General features: G+C 63.1%; 11 protein-coding genes. 7 read left to right on the top strand and 4 right to left on the bottom strand.

The window, feature by feature from the left end; genetic code table 11:
- The first annotated feature begins 37 nt into the window (after window positions 1-37).
- The 5 genes from dadA (at window position 38) to A0O30_RS16290 (ending at window position 5858) form a co-directional block, all read left to right on the top strand.
- Window positions 38-1342, top strand: a complete 1305-nt coding sequence (gene dadA / locus A0O30_RS16265) for a D-amino acid dehydrogenase (protein WP_016712682.1) — start codon at window positions 38-40, stop codon at window positions 1340-1342.
- Between the two features lie 144 nt (window positions 1343-1486).
- Window positions 1487-2560, top strand: coding sequence for an alanine racemase (gene alr, locus A0O30_RS16275; protein WP_105947171.1), 1074 nt, complete (start codon window positions 1487-1489; stop codon window positions 2558-2560).
- Between the two features lie 109 nt (window positions 2561-2669).
- Window positions 2670-3218, top strand: a complete 549-nt coding sequence (locus tag A0O30_RS16280) for a cupin domain-containing protein (protein ID WP_012274808.1) — start codon at window positions 2670-2672, stop codon at window positions 3216-3218.
- 154 nt (window positions 3219-3372) lie between these two features.
- Entirely contained in the window at window positions 3373-3777 is a 405-nt protein-coding gene (locus A0O30_RS16285) for a cytochrome c5 family protein (RefSeq protein WP_033693936.1), read from the top strand.
- A gap of 224 nt (window positions 3778-4001) precedes the next feature.
- Window positions 4002-5858 carry an acetyl-CoA hydrolase/transferase C-terminal domain-containing protein gene (locus tag A0O30_RS16290; protein WP_105947172.1) on the top strand — a complete coding sequence of 619 codons (1857 nt, stop codon included), beginning with the start codon at window positions 4002-4004 and terminating at the stop codon, window positions 5856-5858.
- Window positions 5859-5981: 123 nt separating this feature from the next.
- On the opposite strand, the gene A0O30_RS16295 is transcribed toward A0O30_RS16290, so the two are convergent.
- The gene (locus A0O30_RS16295) at window positions 5982-6554 is read right to left on the bottom strand and encodes a xanthine phosphoribosyltransferase (RefSeq protein WP_003253535.1); all 573 of its coding nucleotides are present in this window, start codon (window positions 6552-6554) and stop codon (window positions 5982-5984) included.
- Between the two features lie 64 nt (window positions 6555-6618).
- Window positions 6619-8628 carry a DNA helicase Rep gene (rep, locus tag A0O30_RS16300; protein ID WP_105947259.1) on the bottom strand — a complete coding sequence of 670 codons (2010 nt, stop codon included), beginning with the start codon at window positions 8626-8628 and terminating at the stop codon, window positions 6619-6621.
- A gap of 295 nt (window positions 8629-8923) precedes the next feature.
- Between rep and A0O30_RS16305 the strand changes: the two genes are divergently transcribed.
- Complete coding sequence (locus tag A0O30_RS16305; RefSeq protein ID WP_105947173.1) at window positions 8924-10588, top strand: bifunctional diguanylate cyclase/phosphodiesterase; 1665 nt, start codon at window positions 8924-8926, stop codon at window positions 10586-10588.
- A 121-nt stretch (window positions 10589-10709) separates the two neighbouring features.
- Here A0O30_RS16305 and A0O30_RS16310 read toward each other — a convergent pair whose 3' ends face one another.
- Window positions 10710-12098, bottom strand: a complete 1389-nt coding sequence (locus A0O30_RS16310; RefSeq protein WP_105947174.1) for a NorM family multidrug efflux MATE transporter — start codon at window positions 12096-12098, stop codon at window positions 10710-10712.
- A 157-nt stretch (window positions 12099-12255) separates the two neighbouring features.
- On the opposite strand from A0O30_RS16310, the gene A0O30_RS16315 reads away from it, so the two are divergent.
- Window positions 12256-13185, top strand: a complete 930-nt coding sequence (locus A0O30_RS16315; protein ID WP_105947175.1) for a LysR substrate-binding domain-containing protein — start codon at window positions 12256-12258, stop codon at window positions 13183-13185.
- A 39-nt stretch (window positions 13186-13224) separates the two neighbouring features.
- Here A0O30_RS16315 and A0O30_RS16320 read toward each other — a convergent pair whose 3' ends face one another.
- A complete protein-coding gene (locus A0O30_RS16320) occupies window positions 13225-14619 on the bottom strand; it encodes a VOC family protein (RefSeq protein ID WP_105947176.1) in 1395 nt (464 codons plus the stop codon).
- Between the last annotated feature and the right edge of the window lie 33 nt (window positions 14620-14652).

Genomic DNA, 14652 nt, shown 5'->3' on the forward strand with positions numbered 1-14652 from the left:
AAAAGTCTGCGGCGTGCCGCGTGTGAGGGATATAACGATGCGAGTTCTGGTACTTGGTAGCGGCGTAATCGGAACCGCCAGTGCCTACTACCTGGCCCGGCAAGGTTTCGAAGTGACGGTGGTCGACCGCCAGCCGGCGGTGGCCATGGAAACCAGTTTTGCCAACGCCGGTCAGATCTCGCCCGGCTATGCCTCGCCCTGGGCCGCACCTGGCGTGCCGCTGAAGGCCATCAAGTGGCTGCTGGAGCGCCACGCCCCCCTGGCCATCAAGCTCACCGGCGATGTCGACCAGTACCTGTGGATGGCACAGATGCTGCGCAACTGCACCGCCAGCCGTTACGCGGTGAACAAAGAGCGCATGGTGCGTCTGTCCGAGTACAGCCGTGACTGCCTCGACGAGCTGCGCGCTGAAACCGGCATCAATTACGAAAACCGCAGCCTGGGCACTACCCAGCTGTTCCGTACCCAGGCCCAGGTAGATGCTGCGGCCAAGGACATTGCCGTGCTCGAACAGTCTGGCGTACCTTACGAATTGCTCGACCGCGACGGCATTGCCCGCGTGGAACCTGCCCTGGCGGGTGTGAAAGACATCCTGGCCGGCGCCCTGCGCCTGCCTAACGACCAGACGGGTGACTGCCAGCTGTTCACCACCAAGCTCGCCGACATGGCGCTGAAGCTGGGCGTGGAGTTCCGCTTCGGCCAGGACATCCAGCGCCTGGACTTCGCTGGCGACCGCATCAACGGTGTGTGGATCGACGGCAAGCTGGAAACCGCCGACCGCTACGTGCTGGCGCTGGGCAGCTACTCGCCGCAGATGCTCAAGCCGCTGGGCATCAAAGCCCCGGTTTATCCGCTGAAAGGCTACTCGCTGACCGTGCCGATCACCAACGGTGACATGGCCCCGACCTCGACCATTCTCGACGAAACCTACAAGGTTGCGATCACCCGTTTCGACAACCGCATCCGCGTGGGTGGCATGGCTGAAATCGCCGGTTTTGACCTGTCGCTGAACCCGCGTCGGCGTGAAACGCTGGAGATGATCGTCAACGACCTTTATCCTCGCGGCGGTGACCTGAGCCAGGCCAGCTTCTGGACCGGCCTGCGCCCGGCGACCCCGGACGGTACGCCGATTGTGGGTGCGACCGCGTTCCGCAACCTGTTCCTGAACACCGGTCACGGTACTTTGGGCTGGACCATGGCGTGCGGCTCCGGTCGTCTGCTGGCCGACCTGATTGCGCGCAAGAAGCCGCAGATCAGTGCCGAAGGCCTGGACATTTCTCGTTATGGCAACAGCCCGGAAGTGGCCAAGCACGGGCAGACTGCGCCGGCTCACCAGCAGTAATTGCCTGCACCGGCCCTTTCGCGGGCTCGCCCGCTCCCACAGGTATTTCACAGGTTTTGAAAGCTGTGCAGTACTTGTGGGAGCGGGCGAGCCCGCGAAGAATCCAACACCGATTTCAACCCGAACCACCATAAGGCAGCCGCCATGCGTCCCGCCCGCGCCCTGATCGACCTCCAGGCCCTGCGCCACAACTACCGTCTGGCCCGTGAACTGACCGGTGCCAAAGCCCTCGCCGTGATCAAGGCCGACGCCTATGGCCATGGCGCCGTGCGTTGCGCCCTGGCCCTGGAGGCCGAAGCCGACGGTTTTGCCGTGGCCTGCATTGAAGAGGCGCTGGAACTGCGCGCCGCCGGTATCAAGGCCCCGGTATTGCTGCTGGAAGGCTTTTTCGAAGCCAGCGAACTGGCGCTGATCGCCGAGCACGACCTGTGGTGTGTGGTGCACTCGCTGTGGCAGCTGGAAGCCATCGAAAAGACCCAGGTCCACAAGCCGCTTACTGTCTGGTTGAAGCTCGACAGTGGCATGCATCGTGTCGGTCTGCACCCCAAGGATTACCACGAGGCTTACCAGCGCCTGCTGGCCAGTGGCAAGGTCTCTCGTATCGTGCTGATGAGCCACTTCGCCCGCGCCGACGAGCTGGATGCCGACGCCACCGCCCAGCAGATTGCCGTGTTCGAGGCTGCCCGCCAGGGCCTGGCCGCCGAATGCAGCCTGCGCAACTCCCCCGGCGTGCTGGGCTGGCCTCAAGCGCCCAGCGACTGGGTACGCCCAGGCCTGATGCTGTACGGCGCCACCCCGTTCGAAGTGGCCCAGGCCCAGGCCGAACGCCTGCAACCGGTCATGACCTTGCAATCGCGGGTCATCAGCGTGCGTGAGCTGCCTGCCGGCGAGCCGGTGGGCTATGGCGCCAAGTTCGTCAGCCCCCGGCCAACCCGGGTTGGCGTGGTTGCCATGGGCTATGCCGACGGCTACCCGCGCCAGGCGCCCAACGGCACCCCGGTACTGGTCGCCGGCCAGCGCACTCAGCTGATTGGCCGTGTATCGATGGACATGCTCAGCATCGACCTGACCGACGTGCCGCAAGCCACTGTCGGTAGCCCGGTCGAACTGTGGGGCAAGCAGGTGCTGGCCAGTGAAGTGGCCGCACACGCGGGCACCATTCCGTACCAGATCTTCTGCAACCTGAAGCGCGTGCCGCGGGACTACATCGGCGAATGACACGCTGAAGCGGACAGGTTGAGGGGCGGTGTGTTGTAAATACTGAACGGCATTGCCATGATATCGTTCACATTCACCCCCCTTTCCACCGTTTCAGGAGGCTCCAGCTTTGGACGTCGGCGAACGACTGCAAGCCATCCGCAAGCTCAAGGGCCTGTCCCAGCGTGAACTCGCCAAGCGTGCCGGCGTGACTAACAGCACCATCTCGATGATCGAGAAGAACAGTGTGAGCCCCTCGATCAGCTCGCTGCGCAAGGTCCTGAGCGGCATCCCCATGTCCATGGTCGAGTTCTTTTCGGTCGAGCTGGAACCTGAAAGCCCCACGCAGATTGTTTACAAGGCCCACGAGCTGATCGACATCTCGGACGGTGCGGTGACCATGAAGCTGGTCGGTAAATCGCACCCCAACCGCGCCATCGCCTTTCTCACCGAGGTGTACCCGCCGGGTGCCGACACCGGTGCCGAAATGCTCACCCACGACGGCGAGGAAACCGGCATCTTGCTGGAAGGCCGCCTGGAACTGGTGGTTGGCAACGAGATCTTCATCCTCGAAGAAGGCGACAGCTATTACTTCGAAAGCACCCGCCCGCACCGTTTTCGCAACCCCTTCGACCAGCCAGCGCGGTTGATCAGTGCAGCGACGCCTTCAAACTTTTGATCCAGCGCAGTGCATTGATTCGGCAATACCCCTTTCCTGTGTAGGGTCGTTTCACGGCCTCTGGGTTCCCGCTATACTTTTCAACGCTCGCCGTTCCGTGGCCGCGAGCGTGATTAGCCACCATGAGGGTGTTCGCGTGAACCAAATCAAGAAGATGCTGGCCGTACCAGCAGCCGTATTCGCCCTCTGGGCAATGAGCGCAACCGCTGCGACCAACGACGACATTGCCAAGCGCCTGGAGCCGGTAGGCCAGGTGTGTGTCCAGGGCCAGGAATGCAAAGGCATGGAAGTGGCTGCAGCGGCGGGGGGCGGGGGCGCCAAAACGCCGGATGACATCATCGCCAAGCACTGCAATGCCTGCCATGGCACCGGTCTGCTCGGCGCGCCGAAAATTGGCGACACCGCCGCGTGGAAAGAACGCGCCGACCACCAGGGCGGGCTGGATGGCATCCTGGCCAAGGCCATTACCGGCATCAACGCCATGCCGCCGAAAGGCACCTGCGCGGATTGCTCGGATGATGACCTGAAAGGGGCGATCAAGAAAATGTCTGGGCTGTAACACAGCTGAATTGCACGAGGCCCGCCGTTTATGGCGGGCTTTGTTTTTGTGGTGGCTGTACCGGCCCTTTCGCGGGCACGCCCGCTCCCACAAGTCCCCCACAGAACCTGAGGATTGTGGTTATCCTGTGGGAGCGGGCGCGTCCGCGAAAGGGCCAGCACAGGCAACCAACCCGCCAGTGCCATGTCCAACCCCTGAACCCATGGATGTCTCAGGAGGCCCCGATGCACCTCTGCGCTATCGACCAGGCTGTCGAGCAGGTCCTGTCCCGGCTGCCAGCCCATATCCATATGGGCCTGCCCTTGGGCCTGGGTAAACCCAACGCTTTCGTGAACGCCCTCTACGCCCGGGTGCGCGAACTGCCCGAGCGACAGCTGACCATTTACACCGCGTTGTCCCTCGGCCGCCCGCCACTGGGTGATGGCCTGCAACGGCGCTTTCTCGAACCCTTCGTCGAGCGCGTTTTCGCCGACTACGAAGACCTCACCTACCTCGCTGACCTGCGCAACGACAACCTGCCGCCGAACATCCGCGTGGAGCAGTTCTTCATGCAGCCCGGCAGCCTGCTGCACAGCGAGGCTGCCCAACAGGACTACATCAGCAGCAACTACAGCCACGCCGCCCGTGACATCAATGCCAAGGGCCTGAACCTGATTGCGCAACTGGTTGCCGCTACCCCGGAAAAGCCTGTCCACTTGAGCCTGGCCTGCAACCCCGACATCACCCTCGACCTGCTGCCGATGATCGCCAAGCGCCGTGCGGCCGGCGAAACCATCCTGATGCTTGGCCAGGTACATACCGAACTGCCGTACATGCCCGGCGATGCGGAACTGCCCAACGATGCGTTCGACCTGCTGATCGATGAAGCCGAGCAGCGCCGGTTGTTCTCCACGCCGAACATGCCGGTCAACACCCAGGACCACTGCATTGGTTTGCACGCCAGCACGCTGGTGCGTGACGGCGGCACCTTGCAGATCGGCATCGGTGCCATGGGCGATGCAGTCGCTGCAGCGTTGCTGGCGCGCCAGGGCGACAACGCGGGCTACCGGGCCTTGCTCGACGAGCTGGACATCGGCCCGTGGCAGGCGCTGATTGAGCGGGAAGGGGGGCTAAAGACTTTTGCCGAAGGCCTGTACGGCTGCAGCGAAATGTTCGTTAACGGCCTGTTGGTGCTGGCCGAAGCGGGCTTGCTACGGCGCTCTGCCAATGAGCAGGGGCCGGTGTTGCATGGTGGCTTTTTCCTCGGGCCTCATGCGTTTTACCAGCGGCTGAGGGAGATGCCGCTTGAGCAGCGCGCACGGTTTGCCATGACCCGTATCAGCTTTATCAACGAGCTGTACGGGCAGGAAGAACTCAAGCGCTACCAGCGGCGCGATGCCCGCTTTATCAACACGGCGTTCGGCATGACGTTGCTCGGCGCCGGGGTGGCCGATCAGCTGGAAGATGGCCGTGTGCTCAGCGGCGTGGGTGGGCAGTACAACTTCGTCGCCCAGGCCCATGCACTGGAAGGCGGGCGCTCGATTTTGCTGCTGCGCAGCTGGCGTGAGTCGGGCGGGGAGGTGACCTCGAACCTGTTCTGGACCTATGGCCACTGCACCATCCCCCGACACCTGCGCGATATCGTGGTGACCGAGTACGGCATTGCCGACCTGCGTGGGCAGACCGACAGCGAGGTGATTGCGCGGTTGTTGGCGGTGTGTGATTCACGGTTCCAGCAGGGGCTGATCGAGCAGGCGAAAGAGGCCGGCAAGTTGCCCGGGGATTTTCAGCTGGATGCACGGTTTACCGACAATACGCCACAGCGGCTGGAGGCGATCCGGGTGCGGCATGCGCGGTTGTTCCCGGAGTACCCGATGGGGACGGATTTTACGGCCGAAGAGCGGGACCTGCTGCGGGCGCTGACCTGGTTGAAGAGCAAGTTCAAGCTGAGCGAGGTACTGGAGCTGGGCAAGGCAGCGCTGGATGCGCCGGCGCCGGAGGGGTATGAAGGGCACCTGAAGCGGATGCAACTGGATCAGCCGCAAGGGCTGAAGGAAGAGCTTTATCAGCGGTTGTTGCTGGCGGGGCTGGCGGCTACCTGAAGATAGCCGGGGCTGCTTCGCAGCCCATCGCCGGCAAGCCAGCTCCCACAGGGATCTCACACAGGCCGAGCCTTGTATAGTCCCTGTGGGAGCTGGCTTGCCGGCGATGGGGCCGGTACAGGCTTACTCGATGAAGCTGACCACACCACCTTCCAGCGACTTCACCCGGGCCAGCGATTCAACGCGGTAGCCCTGGCTGTCCAGCTCGGCACGGCCGCCCTGGAACGACTTCTCGATCACGATACCCAGGCCAGCCACGGTGGCGCCGGCCTGCTTGATGATCGAGATCAGCGCCTGCGACGCCTTGCCGTTGGCCAGGAAGTCGTCAATCACCAGCACGCGGTCGCTGCTGTTGAGGTGGCGCGGCGAGATGGCCACGGTGTTTTCGGTCTGCTTGGTGAAGGAATACACCGAGGCGGTCAGCAGGTTCTCGGTCAGGGTCAGCGACTGGTGCTTGCGGGCAAAAATCACCGGCACGCCCAGCTTCAGGCCCGTCATCACCGCCGGGGCAATGCCCGAGGCTTCGATGGTGACGATCTTGGTCACGCCCGCGTCAGCGAACAGGCGGGCGAACTCGTCACCGATCAGCTGCATCAGCGCCGGATCGATCTGGTGGTTGAGAAACGCGTCGACTTTAAGAACCTGGTCGGAAAGCACGATGCCTTCTTCGCGAATCTTCTGATGCAGTGCTTCCACTTTGTTTTCCTCGATGTAGCAAAGGTGGCCGCAAATAGCGGCAAAGTTTAAGAGTAATGGTTGATCAGCGTTTGAGCATTGCCCGGATATCGGCCAGGGCGTTGTTGCCGCGTGCGGCCTTCACCTCGACCGGCGCATCGTCCAGGCCCTCCCAGGCCAGGTCGTCCGGTGGCAGTTCGTCGAGGAACCGGCTGGGCGTGCAGTCGATGATTTCACCGTACTGCTTGCGCTTGGCAGCGAAGGTGAAGGCCAGGGTCTGGCGTGCGCGGGTGATGCCCACGTAGGCCAGGCGGCGTTCTTCTTCGATGGTGTCGGCCTCGATGCTGGAGCGGTGCGGGAGGATTTCCTCTTCCATGCCCATGATGAACACGTAGGGGAACTCCAGGCCCTTGGAGGCGTGCAGGGTCATCATCTGTACACCTTCGGCGTTTTCTTCCTCTTCCTGCTGGCGCTCAAGCATGTCGCGCAGCACCAGCTTGCCGATGGCGTCCTCGATGGTCATGTCACCCTCTTCATCCTTCTCGAGGGTGTTCTTCAGCGCTTCGACCAGGAACCAGACGTTGCTGATGCGGAACTCGGCAGCCTTGTCACTGGCGGTCTGCTGGCGAATCCAGTTCTCGTAGTCGATGTCGCGGATCATCTCGTGCAGCGCGGCAATCGGGTCTTCCAGGGCAACCTTGTGGCGTACCCCGTCCAGCCAGTGCTTGAAGCGCTGCAAACGCTCGGTGTAGCGGGCATCCAGGTGCTCGCCCAGGCCCAGCTCCTCGCTGGCGGCGTACATCGAAATGCCGCGTTCGGTGGAATAGTTGCCGAGCTTTTCCAGGGTGGTGGAACCGATTTCGCGCCGTGGCACGTTGATGACGCGCAGGTAGGCGTTGTCATCGTCCGGGTTCACCAGCAGGCGCAGGTAAGCCATCAGGTCCTTGACCTCCTGGCGACCGAAGAAGCTGTTGCCGCCCGACAGGCGATACGGCACCTGGTGGTGCTGCAGCTTCAGCTCGATCAGCTTGGCCTGGTAGTTACCGCGGTAGAGGATGGCGAAGTCGCTGTACGGGCGGTTGGTGCGCAGGTGCAAGGTGAGGATTTCCATGGCCACGCGCTCGGCCTCGGCTTCCTCGTTCTTGCAGCGGATCACGCGGATCTCGTCGCCCACGCCCATCTCGCTCCACAGCTGCTTCTCGAACGCGTGCGGGTTGTTGGCGATCAGCACGTTGGCGCAGCGCAGGATGCGGCTGGTGGAGCGGTAGTTCTGCTCCAGCATGACAATTTTCAGGGAGGGGTAGTCCTCCTTGAGCAGCATCAGGTTCTCGGGCCGTGCACCCCGCCAGGCGTAGATCGACTGGTCGTCGTCGCCCACCACGGTGAACTGGTTGCGCATGCCGATCAGCATCTTCACCAGCAGGTACTGGCTGGCGTTGGTGTCCTGATATTCGTCCACCAGCAGGTAGCGCACGCGGTTCTGCCAGCGCTCCAGCACCTCGGGGTGCTCCTGGAACAGCTTGACCGGCTGCAGGATCAGGTCGTCGAAGTCCACCGCGTTGAACGCCTTGAGCGTGCGCTGGTAGTGGGTGTAGACGATGGCGGCGGTCTGCTCGCGCGGGTTGCGCGCCTTTTCCAGGGCTTCGGGCGGCAGGATCAGGTCGTTCTTCCAGGCACCGATCATGTTCTTGATCTCGTCGATGCCGTCGTCGCCGGAGTATTCCTTCTGCATGATGTCCGACAGCAACGCTTTGATGTCGGACTCGTCGAAGATCGAGAAGCCCGGCTTGTAGCCCAGGCGCTCGTGCTCCTTGCGGATGATGTTCAGGCCCAGGTTGTGGAAGGTACACACCGTAAGGCCGCGGCCTTCCCCCGGACGCAGCAAGGTGCCGACACGTTCCTTCATCTCGCGCGCGGCCTTGTTGGTAAAGGTCATCGCCACGATGTACTGGGCACGGATGCCGCAGTTCTGGATTAGGTGGGCAATCTTGCGCGTGATCACGCTGGTCTTGCCCGAACCTGCACCGGCGAGCACCAAAAGAGGGCCGCCGACGTAGTCACGGGCTTCCTGCTGCCGGGGATTGAGTCGGGACATGCTAAAAACCGGGGTCGCCAGAAAATAGCCGCGCATTCTAACAGGCATGGGGCCGTTATGGCGCGACCGTCTGACGTCTGAGTCAGACTTTTGTCCGCCCTACTATTAGCGGGACTAATCCTAGCACCTGAAAAAATCATATTTGCCGGTTTGGCTCGTTTCGAGCAGGATGCACGACAAAATACGTCGGGATGCTACGCCCGTAAAAACATGTATAAAAGTGAAAATCATTTTCATTAAATGCAGTAGCATACCCGCCAGTTATCGTTGCACCGTGAAGCCCTAAGGAGTCCGCTTGTCCACGCCTGTCGAACCTTTGCGTTTGCTGCTGTTGGCTGATGAGCCGGAATGGGCCGCCTTGTTGCACGCTTGCATGCCTGCCCTGAGCGGCAGCGCCGTGCTGCTCACCGCCCCGAACTGGGAATCCGTCGACAGCCTGTTCAGCAATGATCGCCAGGCTGTGGTGCTGGCAACCCCGGCCCTGCAGCCCGTGCCCGGGCGCTGCGACCTGCCGACCATCCTGCTGCTCGACCACGAGCCCGAGGTGGCGCCCACGGCCGTCAGCGACTGGCTGGTACGCGGCCAGCTCAATGCCGATACCTTGCGTCGCTCGCTGCGTCATGTACGTGAGCGTGGAGTGCTGGTGGCCACCTTGCAGCGCCTGGCTGAGCAGGACCCCCTGACCGGCATCGCCAACCGCCAAGGTTTCCAGGCCTTGCTGACTGCACGCCTGGCCGAAAACGAAGGCCGTGGCGTTGCCTTGGGCCACCTGGACCTGGACAACTTCCGCCACGTCAACGATGCCCTCGGCCACCAGAGCGGCGACCGGCTGATTTTGCAGGTGGTGGCGCGGCTGCAAAACCAGCTGGAGGCGGGTGACCAGCTGGCCCGCCTGGGCAGCGACGAGTTTGCCCTGCTGATCGACACCCGCCGCGACGCCAATCGCGCCGAATGGATTGCCGAACGTATCGTCGAAGCCTTGGCCGAACCCTACTTCATCGACGGCGAAAGCCTGCTGCTGGGCTGCAGCCTGGGCCTGGCCCATGCCCGCGCCCAAGCGGGGGCCGACCCTTTGATGTGGCACGCCCACATCGCCATGCGCCAGGCCAAGGGCAGCCAAGGCTGCACCTTCCATGTGTTCAACGAGCGCATCAACCGCAACGCCCGTAGCCTGGCCGACCTGGAAAGCGAGCTACGCCGCGCCCTGCGCCGTGATGAGCTGGAGCTGCACTATCAGCCGAGGCTAGACCTGGCCGATGGCCGAATTGTCGGCCTGGAAGCGCTGGTGCGCTGGCGCCATGCCGAGCGGGGGCTGCTGCCGCCCAGCGAGTTCGTGCCCCTGGCCGAGCAGAGCGGCCTGATCGTGCCGCTGGGCTACTGGGTCATCTCCCGGGCGCTGCGCGACATGCAGGCGCTGTGCGAGCGCGGCCTGGAGCCGCTGCACATGGCAGTCAACCTGAGCTTCCGCCAGTTCCAGGACAGCCAGCTGCTGGCCACCCTGAGCCGCCTGATTATCGAGCATGGTGTGGATGCCCGTTGGCTGGAGTTCGAACTGACCGAAACGGCAGTCATGCGCCGCAACGAGCTGGTGCGCCAGACCATGGACGCCCTTGGCCGCCTGGGTGTGCGCTTCTCGCTCGACGATTTTGGCACCGGGTTCTCTTCGTTCGTGCACCTCAACAGCTTGCCGATCACCTTGCTCAAGGTAGACCGCAGCTTTGTGGCCGAAATGGAAATGCGCGAGGAAAACCGCAAGCTGGTGCATGCCATGATCAACCTGGCGCACAACCTCAACCTGGAGGTGGTGGCCGAGGGGGTGGAGAGTGAAGAGCAGCTGGCATTGTTGCGTGGGTTTGGTTGTGATCAGGTGCAGGGTTTCCTGGTCAGCAAACCACTGCCGGTGGATGAGTTGATCGAATTCTTGCTGGGCTGCACCAAGCCGAAGCTGGTTAGCCTTTGAGATTGTAGGGGAGGGCTTTGCCCTCCATCGCGACACAAGGCCGCTCCCACATTAACGGCGTATACAGGACCATGTGGGAGCGGCCTTGTGTCGCGAAAGGGCTGCAGAGCAGCCCCGGCAATCACACAGACACTGCCGACCTGTCAGCTAAACCAGCCTTCCCCAACAGCCGCTTCATCCGCCACTCAAACCCAAACGTCAGCGCCACCGCCGCACACGCCAGCCCCAGCGCCAGCCCCCACCAGATCCCGACCGCCCCGGCGCCCAGGTTGAACGCAAACAACCAGGCACTCGGCGCCCCCACCAGCCAGTAGCACACCAGCCCGATCAGGAAGGTGGTCTTGGCATCCTTCAGCCCGCGGATCGAGCCCATGGCAATCGTCTGCATGCCATCGAACAGCTCGAACCACGCCGCCACCATCAGCAACTGTACGGCCACCAGGAAGATCGCAGCAAAGGCCGGGTCGTTACGGTCGATAAACAGCCCCACCAGCGCCTCGGGCAGCAGCAGGAACAGCGCGGCGAAGGCAAACATGATCATCGCCCCGAAGCCAATGCCCACGCGCCCGGCGCTGCGCGCCGCCAGCAGGTTGCCAGCGCCGTAATACAAGCCCACCCGCATGGTCACCGCATACGACAGCCCCGTCGGCACCATGAACGCCGTGGACACGATCTGCAGGGCAATCTGGTGCGCGGCCAGTTCGGTACTGCCCAGCACGCCCATGCACAGCGCGGCGAAGGCGAACAGGCCCACTTCCACCATGTAGGTACCGCCAATTGGCAGCCCCAGCCGCCACAGCTCGCGCAGTGCTGGCAGCGACGGGCGCGACAGGCCCTTGCGCAGCGGGTAGGCGGCATAGGCCGAGTGCCAGCGGATATACAGCGCCAGCGCGATAGCCATGCCCATCGACACCACTGCGGTGACCAGGCCGATGCCCATCAGGCCCAGCTTGGGCAGGCCGAACATACCCTCGATCAGCGCCACGTTGAACAGGTAGTTGAGTACCGTGCCGACCAGGCTGATGACCATCACCGGGGTCGAGCGCCCCAGCGCACTGGTGAAACCGCGCAACGCCATGAACGTCAGGTAGCCGGGCAGGGCCAGTGGCAGCAGCGTGAGGAATTCGGCCGCCGAGGCCACGTTCTCGGGCTTTTGCCCGAACAGTAGCAGCACCGGCTCCAGGTTCCACAGCACCAGCGCGGCGAACAGTGCCAGGCCCCAGGCCAGCCACAGGCCGTTCTGCGCCAGTCGGGTTGCACCTTCGATATCGTTGGCGCCCTTGCGAATCGCCACCAGGGTGCCGACTGCGGCGATCACACCCAGGCAGAAGATCGACACGAACGAGTAGCTGGCCGCACCCAGACCGCCACCGGCCAGTGCCTGCGGGCTGATGCGGGCCATCATCAGGGTGTCGGTCAGCACCATGAGCATGTGCGCCAACTGCGAGGCAATCAGCGGCCCGGCCAGGCGCAGCAAAGCCTTGAGTTCTGTGGTGGGCGCGACGTGCATGAGGGCTGTCCTTCTTCCTGAGGTGATGAACGAAGGGCGATTCTGAGGCTTTGGTCAACTTTGCACAAAAGGATAAAAGCGATCATTGGCATGAGTCTGACTCATGTATATATGCTTCTTGGTGATCCGCTCCACAGCCCCGTATGGCAGGTGCCTCATGTCCCGTCAGCTTCCTCCGTTGTATGCCCTTCGCGCATTCGAAGCCGCCGCACGGCTAAGTTCCTTCACCCGTGCCGGTGAGGAACTGTCGATCACTCAGAGCGCGGTCAGCCGGCATATCCGCACGCTGGAGGATCACTTCGCCTGCCGCCTGTTCGTGCGCAGTGGCCGCAACCTGCAACTGACCGAGGCCGCACGGGTATTGCTGCCAGGCGTTCGCGAAGGCTTCGCGGCGCTGGAGCGGGCCTGCGATACCTTGCGCGGTGAAGACGACATCCTGCGCATGAAGGCTCCCTCGACCCTGACCATGCGCTGGTTGCTGGCGTGCTTGAGCCGTTTCCGTCACCTGCAGCCAGGCAATGAAGTACAGCTGACCAGTGCCTGGATGGACGTTGACCATGTGGACTTCAACCAGGAACCGTTCGATTGCGCGGTGTTGCTCAGCGACGGGGTGTTCCCGCCGGACTGGGAAGTGCGCAAGCTGTTCCCGGAGTTGCTGATTCCGGTCGGTGCGCCGGACCTGCTGGATGAAGAGCCGTGGAACGAGCGTCGGCTGGCGTCTATCGAGTTGCTGCACCCAACGGTGGACAAGCGCGACTGGCGTGAATGGCTGGAGCGAATGGGGCTTAGCGATAAGGTTTCGCTCAAGGGCGGGCAGGTGTTTGACACCCTGGAGCTGGGCATGATCGCCGCTGCGCGTGGCTACGGGATTTCCATGGGCGATTTGCTGATGGTGGCCGAAGATGTGGCGCAGGGGCGGTTGAGCCTGCCCTGGCCGACAGCAGTGCCCAGCGGGATGGACTACTACTTGGTATGGCCACGTACCCGGCCGGGTGGCGAGCGGTTGCGGCGGTTGAGTGATTTTCTGGCAGACGAGGTGGCGGCGATGGATTTACCGGATGTGGAAATCCTGCCGCCTATAGTTTGAACCTCTGGGGCTGCGCAGCAGCCCCGGCAATCTAAAGCCTTACATCGAACCCAGGTTCAACGCTTGCGCACAGGCCTGCAGCGAGCGGCGCTCGCTTTGTGCATACAGTGCCAGCTCATCCTGCACCTGCAACCCCAACGCCGTCTCAAAGGCATCGCGGTTGGCATTGCTGCCATATTCGGCCTGCGCATCGTCGCCCAGGTTGGACTGGAAGATGCCCGCCGCGCTCACCGGCAGGAAGTCCTCGTACACCAGCGCCTCGAAGTGCACATGGCCTGCGTCGATCAGCCCTTGCAGGGTAGTCGGGCGGCCTTCCTGGTCACGCGCAGCCAGGCCTTTCTCGGTCGCGAAGTAGCGGAAGTATGCCAGGCCCTGTTCACGCATCTGCGCCAGGTCGTCCGGGAACTCGGCAAAGGTGTCTTTCAGTAGCGCCATGTAGCGCTCGGCATTGGCCTCGGCCGGTGCGCCACCCAGGGCCGCGCGGGTGGCATCGAGCAGCTTGTCGTACAGCTGGCGACCCTTCGGCGTCAGCGCCGCGCCGCGTTGTTCGATCTCGCCGAAACGAGCGGTGTGGCTGCCTTCGCTGCCCTGCTGGTCGCTGAACGCGACCTTTTCCTGCAAGGCCTTGAAGCTGGTCTGGCGCAGCAGGATCGGGTGACGACGGGTAGGCGGGCCTTCGACCACGGCCTTCGGCGGGATGCCTTTGGCCGGCATGCCGACCTGGATCGCATCGATGTCCAGGGTACGTGGGGTCAGGTGGTTGATATGCGGGCCCTTGAAGGCCACCACATCGGCGATCAGGCGGTGCTGGTCGTGCAACTGCTGGTACTGCTCGGCGGTGACGGTGGCGTCATGGTGCCAGCGGAAGGTGTGCAACGCTTCCTGCACGAACGCTTCGGCATCTGCGGCGTTCAGCCCGCCATCGCGCTCGCTCTGGGCGATCAGTTCGAGGGCGCGGTTGGTGAAGATCTGGCGCTTGGCCAGGATGCCCTGTGCCAGCTCGCGCAGTTGCGGGTTGTCGATCAGCTCCAGGCGCAGCAGCGAGGTGAACACACGGAACGGGCTGACATGCAGCGACTGTTCATGCACGGCGCGGAAGGCGGTGGAGTGCACCGGCACGCCAGCAGAGCTCAGGTCGTAGTAGCCGACCGGCTCCATACCCATGACGGCAAACAGGCGGGCGATGGTGGCCAGCTCTTCGGCGGTGCCAACGCGGATGGCGCCATGGCGTTCCTGGTCCAGTCGCTCGATTTCCCCGGTCCAGCGCAGGGCCTCGGCAACCTTGGGCTGCTGGGCCATGACCTGCTGGTTGATTTCGCTCACCAGCTCCAGCAGCGTGCCGTACAGGGGCACTTCCTGTTTGTACATGAGCGACATGGCGGCAGAGAACTGCGCGCGAATGCTGTCTGGGCTGACGAAATCGTGGGCGGGCATCGCTAGCTTCCTGGTTGGGTTCGGACGCTTACA

Source organism: Pseudomonas sp. LLC-1 (assembly GCF_002992185.1).
GTDB lineage: Bacteria > Pseudomonadota > Gammaproteobacteria > Pseudomonadales > Pseudomonadaceae > Aquipseudomonas > Aquipseudomonas monteilii.

Coding starts and splice junctions, on each gene's coding strand:
- rep (WP_105947259.1), bottom strand. CDS start 8,628: ATGTCCCGACTCAATCCCCGGCAGCAGGAAGCCCGTGACTACGTCGGC.
- A0O30_RS16315 (WP_105947175.1), top strand. CDS start 12,256: ATGTCCCGTCAGCTTCCTCCGTTGTATGCCCTTCGCGCATTCGAAGCC.
- A0O30_RS16285 (WP_033693936.1), top strand. CDS start 3,373: ATGCTGGCCGTACCAGCAGCCGTATTCGCCCTCTGGGCAATGAGCGCA.
- A0O30_RS16320 (WP_105947176.1), bottom strand. CDS start 14,619: ATGCCCGCCCACGATTTCGTCAGCCCAGACAGCATTCGCGCGCAGTTC.
- alr (WP_105947171.1), top strand. CDS start 1,487: ATGCGTCCCGCCCGCGCCCTGATCGACCTCCAGGCCCTGCGCCACAAC.
- A0O30_RS16310 (WP_105947174.1), bottom strand. CDS start 12,098: ATGCACGTCGCGCCCACCACAGAACTCAAGGCTTTGCTGCGCCTGGCC.
- A0O30_RS16290 (WP_105947172.1), top strand. CDS start 4,002: ATGCACCTCTGCGCTATCGACCAGGCTGTCGAGCAGGTCCTGTCCCGG.
- dadA (WP_016712682.1), top strand. CDS start 38: ATGCGAGTTCTGGTACTTGGTAGCGGCGTAATCGGAACCGCCAGTGCC.